This is a genomic window from Nonomuraea montanisoli, assembly GCF_013363975.1.
GTDB lineage: Bacteria > Actinomycetota > Actinomycetes > Streptosporangiales > Streptosporangiaceae > Nonomuraea > Nonomuraea montanisoli.
The window spans coordinates 291,817-312,412 of sequence record NZ_JABWGN010000002.1; the positions used below are offsets into that span (position 1 = coordinate 291,817).

Sequence of the window (20,596 nt, forward strand, 5' to 3'; positions counted from 1 at the left end):
GTTTTCTCGTGATTTTCAGGCTCGCCGGGATGTGGTGTCGTCTCCAGCGCGGGCGCTGACCAGGGCTCTCCTGTACGTCTTGACGGGCTCGGTGGGCGCGGGTGAGGTCGGCGTACTGCTGGACGTCGTACGCGGTTCGGCAGGCCCGGCACCCTGCTCCCGCGGGCTGCCCGCCGTCGCGGATCGCGTCGGCGCAGCGCTGGCGGCGTTCATCAGCCACGGTCCTCCTCCCTCCAGGGTCGGTACATGCGCATCTCGTTGAGGCGCTCCTCGTCGATGCAGATGAGCCCGAGCTCCAGCAGGTGCAGGAGAGCCGTGCGAACCTGGCCCTGTGCGATGCCGGCTATGGTCATATGCCATTCGCTGGCCCCGGCACGATGAGAAACCCTGATCAGGCGGCATGGTGACGTGGGGGAGGGCCATGATCGCCGTGCCATTGGCGTGCCATTAGGTCCGCGGGAGCCTGGCGGGTGAGCGTTGATCGGTTGTGTCGGTCCAGGTAAGACGGGGCGAAGAGCTGATCTTGGCTCCTTACCAGCGAGAGGTCACTGGTTCGAACCCAGTACCACCCACCCTGCACACCCACCCGTTACCCACCTCCCGGGTGGGCCGTCTGACGCCCGCCCGCACACCATGGCCCTCGCTCCGCTCGGACGCCCTGCCTGATGGCCGGGCTCCGCCCGGCCTCGCTGTCGCCCCCGAGCAGTCGGCCAGGCCACGGCTTGATGCTTGCCAGAGGCTTCGATGGCTGCTCATCCATGCACCGTGTAGGTCTCAGACTGTCATTGGCGGTAATCGGTCCGGAGGAGGGGGCGCGGTCGGTCCTGCATCCTCTCGTCGGCGGTCACGTGTGCGGATTGACAGCCTTTCCGGCACCCGACCAGCGCGCAGGCCGGATAGAACCAGAGCGTGTTGAGGCTGTGGCAGACGGAGCAGTGGAGCGCGTCGAGGGAGTGGGCTCGTGTCATGCGGCGTCACCTCGTGCGGTGAAGGTGGCAACCATGACTCGGATTCCAAGTGACATAGCCGATGTGACGAACCTCTTGCTCGCCCGATAGACAGAAGGCCACGCGATCAGGGAGGCGCAGCCCGGTGTACGTCAGGTTCCAGAGCCCCACCCCTAACGCGCGAGGCGTCCACCCCGGCATCTTCGGCCTCGTCAACGGCCTGGCGAAACAAGGACGCCTCTCGCCCGAGCAGGAACGTTTCAAGACCGAGAGTCACGCTTGGTTCCACGCGAACCTGATCGACCCCAGCACCGTGGACCCGCACATCTACGACCGCGACCACAATCCCGGAGCCACCGCCTGGTTCAAGACCTCAGCCGACCATCTTCTCGAACGCCTCACCGGCTACCTGGAAATCCTGGCCGCGCATGATGTGGCATGCGTGCGCATCGAGACGGCAGAACCCGGAAAGGTGATCTACGAAGACGCACACCAAGTCATCGTCGTCCCCGACAGCACCGGGTACGCGTCCGCCAGCCCGTGACGATCCGCCGCAACCAGCACCTCCTCCTCCTTCCTCCACCACCACCACCACCAACGGCCGGTCGGAGATATCTAGAACCGCTCCGAAGACGCCAGCAGCGTGAGATGCCGCCGGATGCCCTGCGGCAACGCCTCGCCGCTGATCAGATCGACGTCTTCCGACAGCTCCATAGGCAGTCACAGCGACACAAACTCACTCGGCTCGCCTCGCGCACGACCAGTGGTCGGTGGAGGAACGCCTTGTTCTTGGGCACCGCATTCAACAGCAGCGCCGCCACTCGGTTGGGCAGCGCGATCGCGCCCGCCTCGGCCAATTCGCCTGGGGCCGGTCTCCGGGTGGTCAGGTATGCCTGCCCGGGGCGGTTGGACTCCACCGGCGCCATCGCCGGACGGCCTCGCACGAAGCGGCCTTGCCCTGCCGAGACTTGATCCAGCCCTGCTCGCGCAGCACCCGCAGCGCCGCCACCCGTGGGCCGGGAGACGCCGAACTCTTGAATGAGCCGGTGCTCACTGGGGAGCATGGAGTCGGGGCGTCCAACACCCGACAGGTTGTTGCACCGAGCCAAGGAGTGGTCCGGCCGAGGCGACGCGTCCTCACGGGTTTGCCGCCTTGCCAAGCTGTTCTCATGAGGATCAAACGGCGGCGCGCCGAGCCGTCGCGCCGACCACCGACCCGCCGCCGCTAGCAGTCGGCGATCCGATCCAACGCCGCTGCCAGCTCATCTGCCGACGAGACTTGAGCTCCTTTCTGATCGAGTGACAGGTCGTCCCGGTTGACCTGGGTCACGTCCAGAATGCCGCCACGAAAGATGGCGACATCGATCTCCAATGGGGGCTTCTCCAATCGGAGGATGTGGACGGGGTCCATGCCGAGTGCCTCAAACGGCCCTTCTGTCGTCAGGACTATTCCTGCCGCTTCCAGCACTCCAACACGATCACGCTGCCAGCGCTCCACGGCAGCAATGATTGGCGCGTTCTGGTCATGAGGATGAAGGTCGCCCATGATCCGCCATCTTGACAGTGTTCGGTCCATCGATGACCCCGGCGGGGGCGTCGGCTCCGGAATGATCACGACAAGCGGTCAGGCCGTATACGGGCCAGTCAGCGTACGAGCGCGCAGTCATGCGGCCGGCCTTGCTGCACGGCTCCGGCGGGGATGCTCCGGCTCCGGGCAGATGCGAAGGGACCATGCCGTGCGCGAACGGGACCGCCCCGCGGCCGGCCCTCTTCCCCATGGGAGGACGATGGCAAACGGGCAGGTCAAGGCAGATGCCCAGGAGCGAACCGTAGTCAAGGATCCGGCCCGTAGGACAGGATGCCCATCATGTCGATCACTGTGTCGGGTCGCTGGCTGCGGCTTCGTCTGGTGCTGCTCGTGATGGCACCGGTGCTCCTTGTCTACGCAATCTTCAAGGCGCCTGCTTGGATGCACGACTTTCGGTTGTCGCAACTCGTAGATCGAGCCGTACAGTACCCGCCGCCACCGGGAGGTTCGGCACCCAGCTTCTACGGACCGCAATCCAGGGTGAGCGGCGATTCGGGTGACTGCACCTTCCATGTGCGATTCGACGTGATCACGGACAGGCCTGTCGAGGAAGTGCTGAAGCATTACGAGAATGCCGCGATCGCTAAGGCTGACGAGGTTGATTCCGACTTCTCGATCGGCGCATGGGTGCAACAGGGATACACGCAACCAACGCGTCAAGAAGCCGGGTACGAATACCAGACCGTGATTGTCGACCTGGACGCCCAGTACCTCGGGAGCAGCCTTTGGGACCCTCGCTGTTGGTGATAGCAAGCTCCGACCGAAGCCACTGCCCTTTTCGTGGCGGGTTGCGCTATTCGCCGATCTTCTTGGCGTAGAGCGTGATCAGGGTGGAAGTGCTCACCGTGCGACCCCCGGCGGGGGTCTGCTTGGTGATGACCCAGTTACGGTCGAACACCTGGAACCGGTTCTGTCCGGTGGCGTCCTTGTCGTTGAGCACGTAGAAGCCGGCCGCTTGGAGTGTGTCCTGGCCGGCTTGCAGGTTCATGCCGACGACGTCGGGCAGCTTCTTCTTCTCCTCGGCCGGAGCGGCTGGTGCGTCTGTCTTCTGCTTCGGGGGATCGGCGGGCTCCGGGCTCTCGGTGACGGTGGCCGGGGCCGTGGGTGCTGGGACTGTCGCGGTGACCGTCGCGGTGACCGTCGCGGCGGGGGTGGCCGGGGGAGTGCAGGCACCGCACGCTGCCAGGAAGGCTGTGGCGAGGATTGCTGCGCACGCGGGCCAGACGGTGTGGTGTGAACGCATGGTGGGGTCCTCGGGTTCGGGAGATGGACGCACATGCTGAGACGACGGCATGTCACCAGTGGTTGTCGTAGAGTCGCGCTCGGTTGGCGCTCCAGGGGATGTGAGATGCCTGCTGTGACCATGCGCGACACCCGGGAGATCCGCCATGGCCGACGACGTACCGTCCCCCTGAGCGGATCGAGCTCGAAGCGGGCTTCCTCGCCAAGGAGGCTCCGGCCGCCGTCGCTCACCGTGGCGGAGTGGAAGGCGGCGTTCCCAAGGCGCGAGCTTTTCACCCTCCCGATCCCTGCGGGACCATCGCGGGCGACGAACGCGCGGAACGGGCTCCACACCGCGGCAAAGACCTCGGCCTGCTCGGGCGTGTGGCGGGCGGGATCAGCCCCGGATGCTCGGGCAGTTTCGACCCACACGGCGCCGTGGCGAGCGAGGCTCGTCAACTCGCAATCGTCAGCGGAGTGGGAGTCAGGAAAGCCCGCTGCACGTGAGGTGACCTGCGGTGATCGTCCCCGACGAGGCGAGACGCCCGGAAATTGCACTGAAATCGGCTGAATCGTGGGTTACGCTGACCGTGGCTCAGGTGCGAAAGCTCCGGTTCCTTCATCTTCCCAATGAAACCGGCCCGGTGCTGTCTCTGTTCTCTGAGCCCTCACAACTGGATATGCACCTTCCCGGTGCGAAGGCAACGGTTACTTCCTCTCAACAAGGAGCGACGCGGGTTCGAATCCCGCCGCCCATCTCGGTGGGTGTCGTCCAGTGGCCCAGGATGCAACGTCTCCGTCGCCGACCTTGATCTCGGGAGGGATACAACTTCAGAGCACGTCCGGTGCGCAGATGAGGGTTACTTCCTTTGGGAGGGTGGAGTCGCAGGTTCGAGTCCTGCCGCCCCGGCCTGTCCGGGGTGTAGCTCAGATGGCAGAGCACACGAACAGTCACCTTCATCGACTTTGTTCTCGGGCGCGAACTCTTGAACGAGGCCCCCTCTCGACCAACCACGAGCAGGGGGTCTCGTCGCGTCATGGCGAAGTTCAACGGCACGAGCACAAGGGTGGCCGTTTCCAGCCCGGTCAAGTCGGAGGAGACGCCGTCCGGCCGCACCCACGAGGGCGCTCCCGGGTACGCGCGCGACGCCAGGAGCGAGCTGTTCCTGCTCGCCATCACCAACATGGTGGGCGAGAACACCTTCTACGAGAAGGCCGGCGATCGGGACAACAGGTTCCGCGCGCTGGTCCACCAGATCGCGATCGAGGACGGCGAGTGGCTGGCCCGCTTCCTTCCGTGGCTGCGGTCCGGGGCGAACATGCGGTCGGCTCCCGTCGTCGCCGCGTTGGAGGCGGTCAAGGCGCGGCTCGGCGCCGGCCTGCACGGGCTGAACCGGCAGCTCGTGAACTCGGTGCTTCAGCGGGCGGACGAGCCGGGCGAGGCGCTCGCCTACTGGACGTCCACCTACGGCCGGGCCATCCCCAAGCCGGTCAAGCGGGGCGTCGCCGACGCGGTGCAGCGGCTGTACTCGGAGCGGAGCCTGCTCAAGTACGACACCGACAGCAAGGGCTACCGGTTCGGCGACGTGATCGACGTCGTCCACCCCAGCCCCGATCCGGGCAAGCCGTGGCAGGGCGACCTGTTCGCTCACGCGCTCGACCGGCGCCACAACCGCGACAACGCCATCCCGGAGTCGCTCCGCGTGCTTCAGCGGCGTGCGCACCTCATGTCCATCCCGGTTGCGGAGCGTCGCGCGATCGTGGAGAACGGGGTGAGGGATGCCGTTGCCGTCACGCTCGCGGACGCGGGCATGACGTGGGAGGCGCTCGCGGGCTGGCTGCAGGGCGCGATGGACAAGCAGGCATGGGAGTCCGTCATCCCGACGATGGGGCTGATGGCCCTCACCCGGAACCTGCGGAACTTCGACCAGGCCGGCGTCTCCGACGAACTGGCCGCGGTCGTCGCGGCGAAGCTGGCCAGTGCGGAGGAGGTGCGCCGGTCCAAGCAGTTCCCGTTCCGGTTCCTCGCCGCGTACAAGCACGCCCCGTCGCTGCGGTGGGCCTACCCGCTGGAGCAAGCTCTCGGCCACTCGCTGGCCAACGTGCCCGCGCTGAAGGGGCGCACGCTGATCCTGGTCGACCGCAGCGGCAGCATGTTCGGCGGCGTCTCCGGAAAGTCGGGGCTCAACCGCGCGGACTCCGCGGCGGTGTTCGGGGTGGCGCTGGCGATGCGTGCGGAGTCGGCGGACCTGGTCGAGTTCGGCACCAGGTCGAGCTCCGTGGCGTTCGGGGCGGGGGAGTCGGTGCTGAAGGTCGTGGACCGGTTCGGCGACCTGGGCGGCACCAACACCGCTGAGGCCGTGCGCGCCCACTACCGCGGCCACGACCGCCTGGTGATCGTCACCGACGAGCAGGCGTGGGGCGGCCATCACGGCGCCGACCCGACCGCGCAGGTCCCGGCCGACGTTCCCGTCTACACGTGGAACCTTGCCGGATACCAGTACGGCCAGGGCCCGTCCGGTGGGTGGAACCGCCACACCTTCGGCGGACTCTCCGACGCCGCGTTCCGTCTGATCCCTCTGCTCGAGGCCGGCAAGAACGCCGACTGGCCGTTCTGACCCTGACGTAGCCGCGGCCGCCCCGCCTTCCCTGTGGGAGGCGGGGCCGCCTTCTCTGTGAGATCGCTCCACGTCTGCTCTCCGGAGGGGCTGCTCAGGAGTGGGAGACGCGATCTCCCGCTGGATGCAGGAGGGCTGGGGGCGCGGAGGCAAGGTCTTTCGCCGAGTGGGATGGCGGCGACGGGATGATCGAGCAAACGCGGGGTTTACGCTTTCGCGTATGAGCCTTCCTGATCCACCTCCCGAGGTGGCGCGAGTCCAGGACATCGCAGGCTTCGCCGCGTTTCTTGAGTTCATGGCCCGTGACTTCGCTGCAGATCAGGCTGAATGCGAGTGCGAACGGAACACGGGGAACCAGTACTACGAGGGCCGTTGGACTCACATGTACGTGGGCGACTTCCTGGGGACATGGGCGGCGTGGCTACGAGACGCATGCATGCGACAAGGAGCTCCGTTCAAAGATGCCGTTGAGCCGTTGACGTGGCAGAGTCTCGCCCTCCAGATTCACGCCGGCCGCGTGTACGAGTGATGTGTCGGCCGAACTGAGTGGCGCCGCCGAAGAAAAGTCCGGGCGATATGCGACAGGGCGGGATCGGCTACTCCATCGCGGGTGTGAACGGTTGCTCGGGGCGACAGCCGGGGCCGGGCGAAGCCCGCCTTCCCTGGAGGGTCATGGTGTGCGGGCGGACGTCAGACGGCCCACCCGGGGGGTGGGCAACGGGTGGGTGTCCAAGGGAGAATCTTTGAGCTCCGAATCGGATGATCGGGGCTGCGGGTCACCGAGGCCGGTTGCCCTTTCTTCGACGGTTGCTCGGCACGCCACGGCCGCTCGTCGCGGCCCGGCGGCCGGAACCGTTCTGGGCGGGCTTCGGCGGCTTCCGCTGTCCTGTTTTCTCCGCAGCCGATGCAGGAGGAGGGGTACGGCCCCGCGAGCTGTTCACTGTCCGGCCGCGGACGATGCCGATGAAGTCCTCCACCAGGTCGGTGGTCGCGTCCGTGGGCCAGGCCAGCGCGACCTGAGACTGCGGCGCGTCCGTCATCGGCCGGTACGTGAGGTCCTTGCGGTGGTGGAGGCGGGCGAGCGACTGCGGGACCAGGAGGAGCCCCGCGCCGGACGCCACCAGCTGGACCGCGTCCGCCGTCGTGGCCGGGCGCGTGAACGCGGGAGTTCCGGGCCGGTCCGTCCACTCGATGGTGTCGTCCAGCGGATGGAACACCTCGTCGTCGGCCAGGTCGTCGACGGTCACCTCGTCGGCGGCGGCCACCGCGTGGTCCTTCGGCACCACGACCACCGTGGTCTCCACGTAGAGGGGGATCACGCTCAGCCCGTCCCGGTCGACCGGGAGCCTGACGAATCCGGCGTCGGCGCCGCCGTCGCGGAGGAGCCCCACCACGTCGGCGGCGGGGACCGCGACCAGGGTGAGCGGCACGTCGGGCATCCTCTCGGTCCAGACGTTCACCCACTTCGCGGGTGTCACGCCGGGCACGTACGCCAGCCGGAACGTCCTGCCGCTCTCCCCATCAGTCACGTCCTCAGGGTACCGATGTCCGGGGAACGCGTTCGGACTGACTACCCTTGGCACATGACCTCGTCCAAGCGGAAGACCATCCAGACGATGAAGCCCGAGACCGCGGCCAAGAAACTGGGTGTCCTCCTCTCGGCCACACCGGCCGAGTTCCAGGAAGGTGTGGTCTCCCGGGACGAGCTGAACGAGTTGCAGGCGAAGCCACCCGCCTGGCTCGTTGACCTGCGCCGTAACGGCCCGCACCCCAAGCAGGTCGTCGCCGCGAAGCTCAAGGTCTCCATCTCCGGCCTGGCCAGAGGTGGGATCACCGAGCCGCTCACCACCGATGAGATCGAGACGCTGAAGGCGGAGAACCCTGAGTGGCTGGAGCGCGAGCAGTCCATCCAGGCCGAGACCCGCAAGGAAGCACTCCGCCTCAAGGAACGCTGAACGGCTGAGATTCGGCGCGTCTCCGAATCTGGACGAGCCCGTCGAACCGGCCGTCGAGAAGACTCGCACGCGCCGTCCCTTCGGTGCCGTCGTCACTGGTCGGTGCCGTCACTGGTCAGCGGCGTCTACCAGAGGTCCTCGAGTTCCCCGATCCTGCGGCGGAGCGCACGTGCGTCCTTCCTCGAAAGGACATGCGCGACGGCGTGCAGGATCTCGCGCAGTTCGGCGGGATCCGGGCAGCAGATCATCACCCCACAGGAGACGGCGGGATCGAAGAGGCGATGCCTCGGGTCGCGCACGAACAGCGACCAGGCGCGTAACGCCACTGCCGCAGCACCCGGCCAATAGCGCTCGCGTTCGAGGCGAGCGACCGCGGAGCGGCCTCGTGGTGACAGGCCAGGGATGCCCTCGGCTGGGGTGCCGGTCGTCCGCGGCCGGTACGGGGCGTCGGCGCGGATGCGGGCCGGGCCATGCCAGCAGGTCAAGAACGACACCTGCCACCCGCGGCCCCGGATGGGAATCCGACAAGCGTGGGCAGTTAAGGAGCATGGACACTCAACGAGCATCAGCGTCGGAGGAGGAGGCCGGGCAGGGCGATCAGGAGGCGTCGTTCGCCCGGGCCCGGGCCGCCGCAGGCGCCCTCTTCTTCGACGCGGAAGGCCGGGTGCTGCTCGTGCAGCCCACCTACAAGCAGCAGCGGGAGATCCCCGGCGGCCAGGTCGAGCCGGGGGAGACCCCGTATCAGGCATGCGTGCGGGAAGTGCGCGAAGAGCTGGGCATCGAGCCGCCCATCGGCCGGCTGCTCGTGGTCGACTGGGCGCCCCATCCTGATGAGGGGGACAAGATTCTTTTCGTGTTCGACGGTGGTGAGCTGGACGCGGACACACTCAAGCGGATCACGTTCGCCGACGGCGAGCTGAGCGCGTACGCCTTCCACCCGGCGGACGAGCTGGAAGATCTGCTGATCGAGCGGCTGGCCCGCCGGGTCAGGGCGGCCCTGACCGCCTGGGAGCTCGGCGAGACGATCTACCTGGAGCACGGCCGGGCCGTCGCTGCCGGGTGACGGCCCCGGCGGCGGCCCGGGTCAGTCCTTGACGACCTCCACCCAGTACCGGCCGTCGCTGTCGCGGTGGGCCCCGTGGATGTCCGTGGCCAGGTCGGGGAAGGTCCGGTCGAAGTCCTCCAGAGCCCGCAGGTACGTCATCAGCGGCCCGTCGGCCGGGCCGGTCGCCTCGCCGGGCATGAGCATGGGGATCCCGGGAGGCGTGACCACCACTGTGGCGGCGGCGACCCGCTCCGGCAGGCCGGTCAGCGGGACGCGCTCGGTGCGGGCCCGGATCATGGCCTGGTAGCAGTCGGCGGGAGTGGACACGGGCTCCGGCAGGGTGGTGAAGACCTGGTCGAGCAGCTTCCCGACCCCGGAGTCACGCAGCTTCTCGTGGACCAGGGTGCAGAACTTCTGCAGCGAGATCCCGTCCGGCCCGAAGCCGGGCAGCACCTCCGCCAGCGGCAGGTCGGCGTCGTAGGCGTTCTTGAAGTCGGTGAGCGCGTCGATCAGCGTGCCCCACTTGCCCTTGGTGATCCCCATGGAGAACAGCACCAGCAGCGTGTGGTCGCCGGTCTTCTCCACCACGATGCCGCGCCGCTCCAGGTAGGCGGCCACGACGCGGGCCGGGATGCCCCAGTCGAGCGTGCCCGTGGCGGCGTCGGCGCCTGGACAGGTGATCGTCACCTTGACCGGGTCGAGCAGGCAGTAGCCCTCGGACATGCCGTCGAACCCGTGCCAGGCGGCTCCCGCCTCCAGGGTCCAGCACCGGGGCTCGGCGCACAGGAGCGCCGGATCGGCGTCGGCGAACGAGACGGTCCGGCCGGTGCGCGGATCGGTGACGGCGGGGGGCTGCCAGACGCCGAAGAACCACTCGGGCCGCAGGCCGTCCTCGCGGATGCGGGCGGCCAGCCGTACCATCGCCTGCCGGAACCGGACGGCCTCGACGATCGCCTCCCCGGTGAGGAACGGTCCTGACGGGCCGTCCATCATGGCCGCCGCGACGTCCAGCGAGGCGATCATCGGGTAGAGCGGCGACGTGGACGCGTGCATGAGGTAGGTCTCGTTGAAGGCGTCGTAGTCGACCGGCGCCCGCTCCGACGGGCGGACGTGCAGCATCGCCGCCTGGGACAGCGCCGCCAGGAGCTTGTGCGTCGACTGGGTGGCGAACACGGTGGGACGGTCCGGGCCCGGCAGCGTGCGCTCGTCGACGGCCATGCCGTACCGGCCGGCGTAGAGCGGGTTGAACCGGGCGTAGGCGAACCACGCCTCGTCGAAGTGCAGCCGCGGCACGCTGGCGCCCAGCAGTCGGCCGACCCGCACCGCGTCGTAGCACACCCCGTCGTACGTGGAGTTGGTGATCACCGCGTACGCCGGCTCGCCGGCGGCCAGCGGATGGGCGGCCACCCGGGCGCGGACCGCGGCCGCCTCCAGCGCGGCGGGCGGGATCGGGCCCGCCAGGCCGAGCCCGTTGCGCTCGGGCACCAGGTAGACCGGGCGGGCGCCGCTGATGGCCAGCGCGTGCTGGACCGACTTGTGGCAGTTGCGGTCCACCAGGACGGTGTCGTCGCGGGCGATGGCGTGGTGGCCGACGATGCGGTTGGCGGTGGAGTTGCCGTTGACCACGAAGAACGTGCGGTCGGCGCCGAAGACGCGGGCGGCGTTGCGCTCGGCCTCGCCGATGGGGCCGGTGTGGTCGAGCGGCGACCCCAGCTCGGTGACCGAGATGGACAGGTCGGTGCGCAGCAGCCGCTCGCCGTAGAAGTCGAAGAACGCCCGGCCGACCGGCGACTTGAGGAACGCCACGCCGCCGGCGTGCGCCGGGGTGTGCCAGGAGTAGCGGTGATGGTCCTGCAGGCGCTGCAGCGCCCCGAAGAACGGCGGCAGGATCTTCTCGGCGTACTGGTCGGCGGCGTAGGCGATGCGCCCGGCGATGAACTGCGGGGTGTCCTCCAGCGGGAAGACGTAGCCCTGGATGACCTCGTACACCCACAGCGGGAGCTCCTGCTCCTGGGTCATCAGGAAGACCGGCAGCCCGCGGAACCGCCTGGAGACGGCGCCCAGCAACTCCTCGGCCCCCGGCGCGTCCCAGGTCGCCAGCACCGCCGTGAGCGAGGCGTCGGACCCGACCACCGCCAGGGCGTCCTCGGCGCGATGGGTCCAGCGCACCTGGAGCCCGAGCTCGTCCATCGCCGCGCAGACGCGGCGGATCTGCTCGGCGAGCGCCGAGTCGGCGTCGGGACGTTCGGTGACGGCGGCCAGAACCGTTCGCTCCATGCGGCACTCCGGGGGTCGGGGGAAGGGCCGGAAGGGGTCGGCGAGGTCATGCCGGCCCCTCCCCATGGTAACGCAATGGAGTTGAAGGGCAACGAAGCGTAATGTCGGAGTTTGGGATGATCTGCGCCTCTGGTCGCACGGTGTCCGCGCCGCCGCCGGCGGGCGTCCTCACGCGCGGCGAGCGCGATCGGAGCGATCCGGCTGTCATCCGAACCCGCCCCCCAGGCGGTAGTCATCACCGGAGCGACGACAAGACGGAGATGGACGAGACGGAGATGATCGATGGACGACGGGTTCGCCGAGTACGTGGCACACCGCCATCTACGGCTGTGCCGGATGGCGTACCTCCTCACCCGGGACTGGGGCACGGCTGAGGACGTGGTGCAGACCGCGCTGGCGAAGGCATGGCTCGCGTGGAGACGCATCGAGGGCAATCCCGACCCTTACGTCTACCGGATCATCGTGAACACCCACGCCTCCTGGTGGCGCAGGCGCTGGCGCGGGGAGGTGCCGGCCGCGACGCTGCCGGAGACGGCCGACCTGCGTGACCCGGCCGCCGAGGTGGACGATCAGGCCGCGCTGTGGAGCGCGATCGGCACGCTGTCCCCGCGCCAGCGTGCGGTGATCGTCCTGCACTACTTCGAGGGACGGACGCTGGCCCAGGTCGCCGAGATCGTCGGCTGCTCGCTGGGAGCGGTGAAGAGCCAGCTCAGCCGGGCCCTCACCCGTCTTCGCGTCGATCCCGACATCCAGTCCATGACCTTGGAGGGGGTCCAGCGATGAGTTACAACGAGAGCGACCTGCGCGAGCTGCTGAACGAACACGGCCACGGGCGGGCCGGTCGCGAGCCGTCCGCCCGGCTCGACGCGATCGTACGGCGGGGCCGCCGCATCCGCCGTACCCGGCGGGCCGTGACGGCCGGGACCGCGCTGGCCTTCGCGGCCGTCGCCGCGGCCGGGCTGACGGGACTCCTGCCCGCCGGTGCGCAGAGAGGGGAAGGGGCGGCGGTCGCCCAGCAGCCGGTGGACTCGGCGCGGGTCACACCCGGGCCCGAGCTTGACGACACGATGAAGGTGGCCCTGGGGGCCAAGAAGTTTGATCTTCATCTGATCCACTCGCAGCGGTTCGAGACGGTGGGCGGGATGCAGAAGGTGACCTTCACACCGACCAGCGTCTACACCGGGGACAAAGTGGTCTGCGATGATCCGCGTGCCTGGGTCGTCATCCAGTACCGGGGCAACGGCCCCGAGCCGATCGGCTCGCGCGGGCGGTGTGAGGGTTCGATAGGCGGTCACAACGACGAGTTGTCGGTGCCGTCCGACTGGCTGAAGCGCCCGCAGTCCATGCAGATCTGGGTCTTTCCCGGGGACGCCCCGGTCCGGGAGGTCGCCGAAGCCGTCAACGGCTGTCGGCCGCGCATGAAGGGGAAGGACTGCGACGAGGTTGCCCAGTCCGTGGCGTTGGGGAACCCTGAAGTGCGCCGGCGGCTGTCAGCGCTGGTCGGCGAGCAGCCCAGCAGGTGGGCCGTCGGCATCTACGACCGGCCGGCCCCGAGCGCGTCCGCGGTGCCGACTGGGGGTCCGTCTGTGGCGCCGACTGCGACCGTGGTGCCGACTGGGGGTCCGACTGTGGCGCCGACCGCGTCCGCCGTGCCGACCGGGGGTCCGACTGTGGCGCCGACCGCGACCGCGGTGCCGACCGGGGGTCCGGCCGCGGAGCCGACCGCGGCCGTGACCGCATCCCCGACCGCACCGACACCGTAGACCCCCGGGTCCGGGCGAGGTCGCCCGGACCCGGCCGGTCCGCGTCCGCTGCTCCGGTCATGACCTGGTCCGTCGCTGGGTGGCCTGGCCGGTCGCGTCCGCTCTGAGGACGGCGCCGCCCGACTGCTCGATGACGTCGATGATCCGGCTCACCCCCAGGCCCGGGCGACCAGGAGCCCGGTGCTGCCGGAGGAGCCGTGGACGCCGTAGAAGGCGCCCTGCCTGTTGCCGCACGGCGTGCCCGGCGGGTCGACGGCCGCCGAGAAGCTGACCATGGAGCGGTGTGCGGGGTGACGGCTTGGCCATCTCCTGACCGGCGACGCGCCCGGATGAGGTCGCTTCATTGCGCATCTCCACGGATACTCTATGTCACGAATTGATCGCGTTACGTGACCGAGGGGGCTCGTGTGAAGGTCGCCTGTGTCGGCGGGGGACCCGCCAGCCTGTACTTCTCGATCCTGATGAAGCGGGTGGAACCGTCCCATGACATCACCGTCTACGAACGGAACCCGGCCGGGTCGACGTACGGCTGGGGCGTAACCTACTGGGACGAACTGCTCCACCACCTCCAGCGTGCCGATCCCGAGTCGGCGGCCGCCATCCTCGACAGCTCGGTCCGCTGGGAGAGCTTCGTCGTGAACGTGCGCCACCGGGCGACGGCGACGGTGGAGAACGGGGACCTGGGCTTCGGCGTCGGCCGGCGCCGGTTGCTGGACATCCTCACCGAGCGGGCTCGCTCTCTCGGCGTCCGCGTGGAGTTCGAGCACGAGATCCCCGGCGAGGACGCGGAGGAGCTGGCCGGGGCCGACCTCGTCGTGGCCGGCGACGGGGTCAACAGCGTCCTGCGGGAGCGCCACGCCGACCACTTCGGCACCGAGGTCGAGGTGGGCCGGAACATGTACGTCTGGCTCGGCACCCCCAAGGCCTTCGACGCCTTCGTCTTCGCCTTCACGCCGACCGAGCACGGCTGGATCTGGTGCTACGGCTACGGGTTCGGCGACGGCCACAGCACCTGCGTCGTCGAGTGCTCCCCGGAGACGTGGCGGGGTCTCGGCTTCCACCAGGCGGACGAGGCCGACACCCTGGCCCTGCTGGAGAAGCTGTTCGCCGACACCCTGGACGGGCACCCGCTGATCGGCCGGGCGAACGCCGACGGCGGCGCGCACTGGCTGAACTTTCGCACGCTGACCAACCGCACGTGGCACCGCGGCAACGTCGTCCTCATGGGAGACGCCGCGCACACGACGCACTACTCGATCGGGGCGGGCACCGCCCTGGCCCTGGCGGACGCCGCGGTCCTCGTCAACGCCCTGCACATGGGCACGGAGCTGGAGCCCGCCCTGGCCTGGTACGAGCGGGAGCGCAAGGCCGCGCTGGTGGCGCCCCAGCGCTCGGCCCGCAACAGCGCCCGGTGGTACGAGGACCTCACCCGCTACATCGACCTGCCGCCGGAGCAACTGGTCGTGCTGCTCAGCGAGCGGCACTCCGGGGTGCTCCCGCACCTGCCGCCCCGGTTGTACTACCGGCTCAACCAGCTCACCACGGCTCTCGGGGAGCTGCGCAGAGGCAGGCGCTGACGGTCACCCGTGGATCTGCCGGGTGATGGTGGGGTCGGTGATCGCGGAGTCGGCGGCCAGGAGGAGGGCCTTGGACAGGATGACGGACAGCATGCCGCCGTCCTCCTCGAACGGCAGGAAGACGTGGTCGCCCCTGCCGCCGGGGACGACGCACAGGTAGGCGTCGTCGGGCGCCATGAGGATGTCGCCCGAGCCCAGGTGGATCTTGTAGGTGCGCAGGTCGCCGCGGGCGTCAGCCGCCCGAACGCGCCGGTCCGCCACTGGTCGGCGAACCGGTCGAGGCCCCGGTCGGTCCACTGCGGGTCGGCACGGACTGTGGCCGGCGAGCCGGTCGAACGGCGCCCCGCCGGGGCAGCGCACCAGCGCGCCCATCCCGACGCACAGGTCGGCCCACTTCCGGCGCGCCAACCCCTCCACCAGCGCGTCGAACAGGTCGAGGCACGCCTCGGGCGTGAACAGCGGCTGCCGCTCCTTGGTCTCCTCCTCCACCCTGAACCGGGCCGACATGGAGTAGCCCGAGCTCGTGACGACCCGGTAGGCGGCGGGCAGCAGCGCGCCGAGCTCGTGCGCGCCGAGCTCGACTACCAGCTTGACGAAGGACACCACGGGGTCGGCCCGCCGCTTCCAGTCGAGCCCGCGGCGGCGTTGTGGCGGGCCACCTCCTTCCGTCTCGTCGCGAAAGGTCACCGATGCCACGGGACCTCCCGTTCCTTCTGTGCTGTTCCTTCAGGCCAGGCGGGCCCGTACGACCAGGTCGTGCAGGGCGTCGTGCGCCGTCGGCTCCTCCGGCAGGGCGGAGGAGTCGCGCGCCTCCGCCAGCGCGGCGCTCAGGCGCTCCACGTCCTCGGCCGCGCCCGGCACCGGGGGCGCCGCGCCGTGCTCGGCCTCGCGCTTGGCGGCGACCAGGTCCGGCAGGTACGGCGGGCCGTAGGCGTACAGGCGCGTCAGGTCGGCCTGCACCTCCCCGGCGCGCATGAGGTGGAGGCCGGTCAGGAGCACCCGGAACGTGTACAGCAACGGCTTGAGCCGCCCCGTCTTCTCGGACAGCCGCCACTGCGTCCTGGCGAAGCCGAGGTAGTGGTGGGCGTGGTGCCGGGTCAGGCAGGCGGGGGCGAGCGCGACGAGCTCCTCGTGCAGCGGCGAGGCGGCCACGACGAGCGGCGACAGGAGCTGCTCCAGCACGTAGCCGTTGCGCCTCAGCAGCAGGCGGCAGAACTTGGCCAGGTCGTGGGTGACGAGGTCCACCTCGACGCCCTCCCGGGTCCAGGTGCGCTCCAGCGTGTCGGGGCCGGTGCGCAGGCCCACGACCCGCTCGGCGGGCAGCACGTGCACGCCGCGCAGGTCCACGTCCGAGTCGGCCGACGGGAAGCCGTACAGGTGGGCGCCGCTGACCGTGGCGAACGCCAGGGGGTGCGGCTGCTCCCCGGCGACCTCCGGCAGCCAGGCGGGCAGGTCCGGCAAGCTCGACGGGTTCACAGGTGCCCCCTCCGGACGTCCATCAGGAACTCCTCCACCTGCTCCCGGCCCGGCTCGGCCGGCAGGACGCTGGGCGCGGCGGCCAGCTCGGCGTTCAGGGTGACGCGCCAGGCGTCGACCTCCGCCCACGGCGTCTCGCCGCGCCGGACGGCCAGCAGCCGGTCACGGAAGGCGTCCATGCGCACCAGCGGCTCGCCGTGCCGGACCAGGTTCAGGCCGCTCAGCAGCAGCCTGATCATGTGCATGGCCTGCTTCCACCGCGGGGCGGCCGGGTCGAGGCGGCGGAACTGGTCGTCGGCATATCGGGCGAACGTCCTGTGCGCCCGCCGCGACACGAACGCCTCGCGCAGGCCGAGCAGCCGCTCCCCGTACGGGGTGGAGACCTCGACGAGCGGCGACCACAGGCACTCCAGCACCGTGGGGTTGGCGGCGAGGGCGAGCGCGCAGAACCGCTCCACCTCCCAGGAGAACTGCTCGGGCAGCGGCCCCTCGCGGTGCGTGGGCGGCTTGGACAGGCGCCAGAAGTCCTGGGTGGGGGCCACGAAGATGCCGCGCCGGTCGGTGTCGGACCCGTTCGTGTCGAGGCCGTACGCGCGTGATCCCGTGACGACGGACAGGATCAGGTCGTCACCGAGGCGGAGGTCTTCGCGGGAGGTCATGGTGGGTGCCGGCTTCTTCGTCGGGGGCTCGTGGTCGATCACCGTACCGGGGCGTATTGCGAAATGTCCTTAAATTTCGTGCAGGGGCTGCACCGTCTCCCTGCGGGAACGCCACGGCGATGTGCTTGGCTCCCCGTCATGATCGACAATCATGACGTGAAGCCACCCGATCCCGTCGACTACCTCGACCAGGTCGCCGCGAGCGCCCCGGGCCGGGCCTACAAGCGGCGGATCCTGCGCCGGCTCGGCCTGCGGCCCGGCCAGACGGTGGTGGACCTCGGCTGCGGGCCCGGCACGGACCTCGGGGCGATGGCGGACGCGGTCGCGCCGGACGGCCGCGTCATCGGCGTCGACCACGACCCGGCCATGCTCGCCGAGGCGCGCGCCAGGCTGGAGGGCCGGCCGGGCGTCGAGATCCGCGCCGGCGACGTGCACGCCCTCCCGCTGGACGACGGCAGCGTGGACCGGGCCCGGACGGACCGGGTGCTCCAGCACGTGGAGGACCCGTCACGGGTGCTGGCGGAGTTCCGGCGCGTGGCGCGTCCCGGCGGGCGGATCGTCATGGCGGAGCCCGACTGGGACGGCCTGCTGGTCGACTCCCGCGACACGGCCATGAGCCGCCGGCTGACGCGCTTCGTCACCACCGAGCGCATCCGCAACGCGGCCGTCGGCCGCGGGCTCGCGAGGATGTGCGAGGAGGCGGGGCTGAGCGTGCTGTCCGTGACCGCCGTGACGCCGGTGTTCCGCGACTTCGACACCGCCGACCGGATGCTCGGGCTGCGCCGTACCGTCGTCAGGGCGACGCGGGCCGGCGCTCTCGGTCCGGCGGCGGCGGAGGAGTGGATCGAGGAGCTGCGGTCGGGGCCGTTCCTGGCGTCGTTCCTGCTGTTCCTGGTGACGGCCGAGGCGCCCGGCTGATCGCGAGGCGCGGCGCGCGGACCCGGGCGAGCAGGCGCGTCGCGACCGGCTGGCCGAGCAGGATGCCCGCGAAGACCAGGACGAGCCCGCAGACCTGCTGCGCCGTGAGCGTCTCGCCCGCCACCACCGTGCCGAGCAGGACACCGGTCAGCGGGTTGAGCAGGCCGATCAGGCCGACCGTCCCCGCGCTCAGGTGCCGCAGCCCCGTGAACCAGGCGGCGAACGCCAGCGCGGTCCCGACCACTGTGACGAACCCGAACCCGAGCAGCGCCGGCCCGTCCAGCGCCGGCGGCGCGCCCTCGACCGCGACCGCGACGGGGACGAGCACGACGCCGCCGGCGACGAGCTGCCACGCCGTCAGCGAGAACACGTCCACCGACGCGCTCCACTTCTTGGCCAGCACGTAGCCGAACGATGACATCGTCATCGCCAGGACCGACGCCAGCACCCCCGTCGCGTTCACGGCCGTCGCGCCGCGCAGCAGCAGGAGGCCGACCCCGGCGATGCCGATGACGGCCCCGGCCACGTGCGCGGCGCGCGGCCGCTCGGACAGGGCCGCCCAGGCGAACAGCATCATCACCACGGGCGAGGTCGCCATGATGGTCGAGGCGACGCTCGTCGGGAGCGTCTGGGCCGCCAGGTAGACGAGGGCGAAGAACGCGCCCATGTTCAGCGTGCCGAGCAGCAGCGACCTCCACCACCACGACCCGTGCGGAAGCCGCCTGCGGACGAGGAGGAGCAGCAGCCCGGCGGGCAGCGCCCGGATCGCGGCGCCGTACAGGGGATGGTCGGCGGGGAGGTAGCGGTGGGTGACGAGGTACGTGGCGCCCCACGCGACCGGCGCGATCGCGGTGACCGGGGCCCACCGCAAAGTAGCTTCCATGGAAGACAATGTAGCTTCCTTGGAAGCTATTGTGGAGCCATGAGTGGATCCAAGACGGGCGACCCGGATCGTCCCGACCACGTGGCGCGGATCCAGCAGGCATGGGCCCGCGAGCGGCCCGACCTGGACGTCTCGCCGCTGGGAGTGATCGGGCGGCTGCACCGGCTGGCCGGCCACCTCACCGACCGGCTCCTGATCGTCTACGGGCGCTACGGGCTGGGGGAGGGGGAGTTCGACGTGCTCGCCACGCTCCGGCGGGCCGGGCCGCCGTTCGAACGCGCTCCCGGCGAGCTCGCCGCGTACACGATGGTCACCACGGGCGCCATGACCAAGCGGATCGACCGGCTCGAACACGGCGGCCTGGTCACCCGCCGCCCGAGCGAGCGGGACGGCCGCGCGCGCGTCGTCGCGCTGACCGACGCCGGGCGGAAGCTGATCGACGAGGCGTTCGCCGAGCACACGCGCAACGAGCGCCGCCTCCTCGACTGCCTGACGCCCGAGGAGGCGGCCCAGATGGAACGGCTGCTCACCACCTGGCTCGCCTGCTTCGAGTCGCCGGGGCCGGCTCAGCCGGCGTCGAGACGGAGCTCGAACACGACCCGGTCGGTGGACGGCCCGTCGTAGTCGGGGACGGGGCCCTGCACCGCGAACCCCATCGCCCGGTGGAAGGCGATGGAGCCGTGGTTGAGCGGCGAGGTGATCGCCCGCACCCGCGTACGGCCGTCCGCCGCCGCGAGGTCGAAGAACCCGCGGTAGAGCCGGCGCGCCAGCCCGCCGCCGCGCCGGCCCGGATGGACGCCCACGAAGTGGATGTACGCGGCGTCGGGCACGGACGGCGACAGGAAGCCGACGAGGAACCCGGCCAGCGCGTCGCCGTCCTCGGCCACCAGGCTCGTGCGGTGGAAGTGGTCGAGGAACAGCCGCGGCAGGCCGCCCTGGATGGGACGCCCCCACCAGTCGTCCACCACCGGGGCGATCCGGTCGTAGTCACCCGGTTCGGCGGCGCGCAGCCGCACGTCGTCGGTCATGCTCATCACATCCCGTCCCCTGCGCACATTCCGGAGCAGTCCGGGGACATCATCCCGGAGCGTGCGCTCCCCTCCACGGCCGGGCGTCCTGCGCGGGGCCGTGTCCGCTGATCGCGGACGGCGAACGGAGGGCCGTCCCGGCCCCTCCCCGGGCTACCCTCGGCCCATGAACGATCATCTCTGGGATCCCGGGACGACCGGCGTTCTGCGGCTGCCCTCGGGACGGCTCGTGCGCGGCCGGGGGCTGAGGCATCCCCTTCCCGAGGGCCCGGCGCCCGCCTTCGGGGTGTACCTGCTGGGCAAGGAGCCGCCGGCGGTGTCGTGGGAGGCGCGGTGGGTGCGGTGGCCCGACTTCTGGCTGCCCGCGGACCGGGCCGCGGCCGCGGGGGCGCTGAGGGAGGCGTGGGAGCGGGCCGAGGCCGAACGGGTGGAGGTGGCCTGCGGCGGCGGCGTGGGCCGCACCGGCACGGCCCTGGCCTGCCTGGCCGTCCTGGACGGTGTGCCCGGTGACGAGGCGGTCGCGTACGTGCGCGCCCACTACAAGGCCCGGGCCGTGGAGACGCCCTGGCAGCGCCGCTACGTCGCCCGCTTCCGGAAAGGCGGGTGAGACCCGCCGAGGCCCGGCCGGCACGGCGTGTCGC

At 70.3% G+C, this 20,596-nt stretch carries 22 protein-coding genes and 1 pseudogene; 11 read left to right on the forward strand and 12 right to left on the reverse strand.

The annotated features are described in order from the left end of the window. Nucleotides 1-212 precede the first annotated feature (212 nt). A complete protein-coding gene (locus HTZ77_RS04840) occupies nt 213-353 on the reverse strand; it encodes a hypothetical protein (protein WP_175588204.1) in 141 nt (46 codons plus the stop codon). 739 nt (nt 354-1,092) lie between these two features. On the opposite strand from HTZ77_RS04840, the gene HTZ77_RS04845 reads away from it, so the two are divergent. Next, entirely contained in the window at nt 1,093-1,491 is a 399-nt protein-coding gene (locus tag HTZ77_RS04845; protein ID WP_175588205.1) for a hypothetical protein, read from the forward strand. A gap of 681 nt (nt 1,492-2,172) precedes the next feature. Here the strand turns inward: HTZ77_RS04845 and HTZ77_RS04850 are convergent. Beyond that, entirely contained in the window at nt 2,173-2,493 is a 321-nt protein-coding gene (locus tag HTZ77_RS04850) for a hypothetical protein (RefSeq protein ID WP_175588206.1), read from the reverse strand. A gap of 321 nt (nt 2,494-2,814) precedes the next feature. Here HTZ77_RS04850 and HTZ77_RS04855 point away from each other — a divergent pair, with 321 nt between their 5' ends. Beyond that, entirely contained in the window at nt 2,815-3,282 is a 468-nt protein-coding gene (locus tag HTZ77_RS04855; protein ID WP_235994321.1) for a hypothetical protein, read from the forward strand. A gap of 46 nt (nt 3,283-3,328) precedes the next feature. Here HTZ77_RS04855 and HTZ77_RS04860 read toward each other — a convergent pair whose 3' ends face one another. Further along, a complete protein-coding gene (locus HTZ77_RS04860) occupies nt 3,329-3,778 on the reverse strand; it encodes a PASTA domain-containing protein (RefSeq protein ID WP_175588207.1) in 450 nt (149 codons plus the stop codon). A 1,015-nt stretch (nt 3,779-4,793) separates the two neighbouring features. Between HTZ77_RS04860 and HTZ77_RS04865 the strand changes: the two genes are divergently transcribed. Further along, nucleotides 4,794-6,374 carry a vWA domain-containing protein gene (locus HTZ77_RS04865; protein WP_175588208.1) on the forward strand — a complete coding sequence of 527 codons (1,581 nt, stop codon included), beginning with the start codon at nt 4,794-4,796 and terminating at the stop codon, nt 6,372-6,374. Nucleotides 6,375-7,150: 776 nt separating this feature from the next. On the opposite strand, the gene HTZ77_RS04870 is transcribed toward HTZ77_RS04865, so the two are convergent. Next, nucleotides 7,151-7,903 (reverse strand): LysR family substrate-binding domain-containing protein, encoded by a 753-nt coding sequence (locus tag HTZ77_RS04870; RefSeq protein WP_175588209.1) that lies wholly within the window; start codon nt 7,901-7,903, stop codon nt 7,151-7,153. 54 nt (nt 7,904-7,957) lie between these two features. On the opposite strand from HTZ77_RS04870, the gene HTZ77_RS04875 reads away from it, so the two are divergent. Continuing rightward, complete coding sequence (locus tag HTZ77_RS04875) at nt 7,958-8,329, forward strand: DUF5997 family protein (RefSeq protein ID WP_175588210.1); 372 nt, start codon at nt 7,958-7,960, stop codon at nt 8,327-8,329. Between the two features lie 125 nt (nt 8,330-8,454). Here the strand turns inward: HTZ77_RS04875 and HTZ77_RS04880 are convergent, their stop codons facing one another. Continuing rightward, the gene (locus tag HTZ77_RS04880; protein WP_175588211.1) at nt 8,455-8,814 is read right to left on the reverse strand and encodes a hypothetical protein; all 360 of its coding nucleotides are present in this window, start codon (nt 8,812-8,814) and stop codon (nt 8,455-8,457) included. A 62-nt stretch (nt 8,815-8,876) separates the two neighbouring features. Here HTZ77_RS04880 and HTZ77_RS04885 point away from each other — a divergent pair, with 62 nt between their 5' ends. Continuing rightward, the gene (locus HTZ77_RS04885; RefSeq protein WP_175588212.1) at nt 8,877-9,392 is read left to right on the forward strand and encodes an NUDIX domain-containing protein; all 516 of its coding nucleotides are present in this window, start codon (nt 8,877-8,879) and stop codon (nt 9,390-9,392) included. 21 nt (nt 9,393-9,413) lie between these two features. On the opposite strand, the gene HTZ77_RS04890 is transcribed toward HTZ77_RS04885, so the two are convergent. Continuing rightward, the gene (locus HTZ77_RS04890) at nt 9,414-11,651 is read right to left on the reverse strand and encodes an Orn/Lys/Arg family decarboxylase (protein ID WP_175588213.1); all 2,238 of its coding nucleotides are present in this window, start codon (nt 11,649-11,651) and stop codon (nt 9,414-9,416) included. 282 nt (nt 11,652-11,933) lie between these two features. On the opposite strand from HTZ77_RS04890, the gene HTZ77_RS04895 reads away from it, so the two are divergent. Together HTZ77_RS04895 and HTZ77_RS04900 are read left to right on the forward strand one after the other, a co-directional pair. Next, nucleotides 11,934-12,434 (forward strand): SigE family RNA polymerase sigma factor, encoded by a 501-nt coding sequence (locus HTZ77_RS04895; protein ID WP_175588214.1) that lies wholly within the window; start codon nt 11,934-11,936, stop codon nt 12,432-12,434. Then, on the forward strand, nt 12,431-13,414 hold the full coding sequence (locus tag HTZ77_RS04900) for a hypothetical protein (protein ID WP_175588215.1): 984 nt from the start codon (nt 12,431-12,433) through the stop codon (nt 13,412-13,414). The genes HTZ77_RS04895 and HTZ77_RS04900 overlap by 4 nt, the downstream gene beginning before the upstream one ends. A gap of 149 nt (nt 13,415-13,563) precedes the next feature. Here the strand turns inward: HTZ77_RS04900 and HTZ77_RS47300 are convergent, their stop codons facing one another. Further along, the gene (locus tag HTZ77_RS47300) at nt 13,564-13,689 is read right to left on the reverse strand and encodes a hypothetical protein (RefSeq protein ID WP_268959908.1); all 126 of its coding nucleotides are present in this window, start codon (nt 13,687-13,689) and stop codon (nt 13,564-13,566) included. A gap of 132 nt (nt 13,690-13,821) precedes the next feature. Between HTZ77_RS47300 and HTZ77_RS04910 the strand changes: the two genes are divergently transcribed. Further along, complete coding sequence (locus HTZ77_RS04910; RefSeq protein WP_175588216.1) at nt 13,822-14,991, forward strand: FAD-dependent monooxygenase; 1,170 nt, start codon at nt 13,822-13,824, stop codon at nt 14,989-14,991. A gap of 3 nt (nt 14,992-14,994) precedes the next feature. Here HTZ77_RS04910 and HTZ77_RS45810 read toward each other — a convergent pair whose 3' ends face one another. The 3 genes from HTZ77_RS45810 to HTZ77_RS04925 are packed head-to-tail and all read right to left on the reverse strand — an operon-like array spanning nt 14,995 to nt 17,126. Further along, a complete protein-coding gene (locus HTZ77_RS45810; protein ID WP_235994322.1) occupies nt 14,995-15,687 on the reverse strand; it encodes a DUF7737 domain-containing protein in 693 nt (230 codons plus the stop codon). Nucleotides 15,688-15,717: 30 nt separating this feature from the next. Further along, on the reverse strand, nt 15,718-16,467 hold the full coding sequence (locus HTZ77_RS04920; protein ID WP_328808417.1) for a nucleotidyltransferase domain-containing protein: 750 nt from the start codon (nt 16,465-16,467) through the stop codon (nt 15,718-15,720). Then, a complete protein-coding gene (locus tag HTZ77_RS04925; protein WP_175588217.1) occupies nt 16,464-17,126 on the reverse strand; it encodes a nucleotidyltransferase domain-containing protein in 663 nt (220 codons plus the stop codon). The genes HTZ77_RS04920 and HTZ77_RS04925 overlap by 4 nt, the downstream gene beginning before the upstream one ends. Nucleotides 17,127-17,264: 138 nt before the next feature. On the opposite strand from HTZ77_RS04925, the pseudogene HTZ77_RS45815 reads away from it, so the two are divergent. Then, nucleotides 17,265-17,834, forward strand: a pseudogene (locus tag HTZ77_RS45815) (methyltransferase domain-containing protein); the annotation flags it as partial. An 85-nt stretch (nt 17,835-17,919) separates the two neighbouring features. Here the strand turns inward: HTZ77_RS45815 and HTZ77_RS04935 are convergent. After that, entirely contained in the window at nt 17,920-18,927 is a 1,008-nt protein-coding gene (locus tag HTZ77_RS04935) for a DMT family transporter (RefSeq protein WP_235994323.1), read from the reverse strand. Nucleotides 18,928-18,966: 39 nt separating this feature from the next. Here HTZ77_RS04935 and HTZ77_RS04940 point away from each other — a divergent pair, with 39 nt between their 5' ends. Further along, nucleotides 18,967-19,551, forward strand: a complete 585-nt coding sequence (locus HTZ77_RS04940) for a MarR family winged helix-turn-helix transcriptional regulator (RefSeq protein ID WP_175588219.1) — start codon at nt 18,967-18,969, stop codon at nt 19,549-19,551. Here the strand turns inward: HTZ77_RS04940 and HTZ77_RS04945 are convergent. After that, the gene (locus HTZ77_RS04945) at nt 19,494-19,955 is read right to left on the reverse strand and encodes a GNAT family N-acetyltransferase (protein ID WP_175588220.1); all 462 of its coding nucleotides are present in this window, start codon (nt 19,953-19,955) and stop codon (nt 19,494-19,496) included. The two genes, HTZ77_RS04940 and HTZ77_RS04945, sit on opposite strands and share 58 nt — an antisense overlap. A 166-nt stretch (nt 19,956-20,121) precedes the next feature. Here HTZ77_RS04945 and HTZ77_RS04950 point away from each other — a divergent pair, with 166 nt between their 5' ends. Next, a complete protein-coding gene (locus tag HTZ77_RS04950; RefSeq protein ID WP_175588221.1) occupies nt 20,122-20,562 on the forward strand; it encodes a protein-tyrosine phosphatase family protein in 441 nt (146 codons plus the stop codon). Nucleotides 20,563-20,596: the final 34 nt, after the last annotated feature.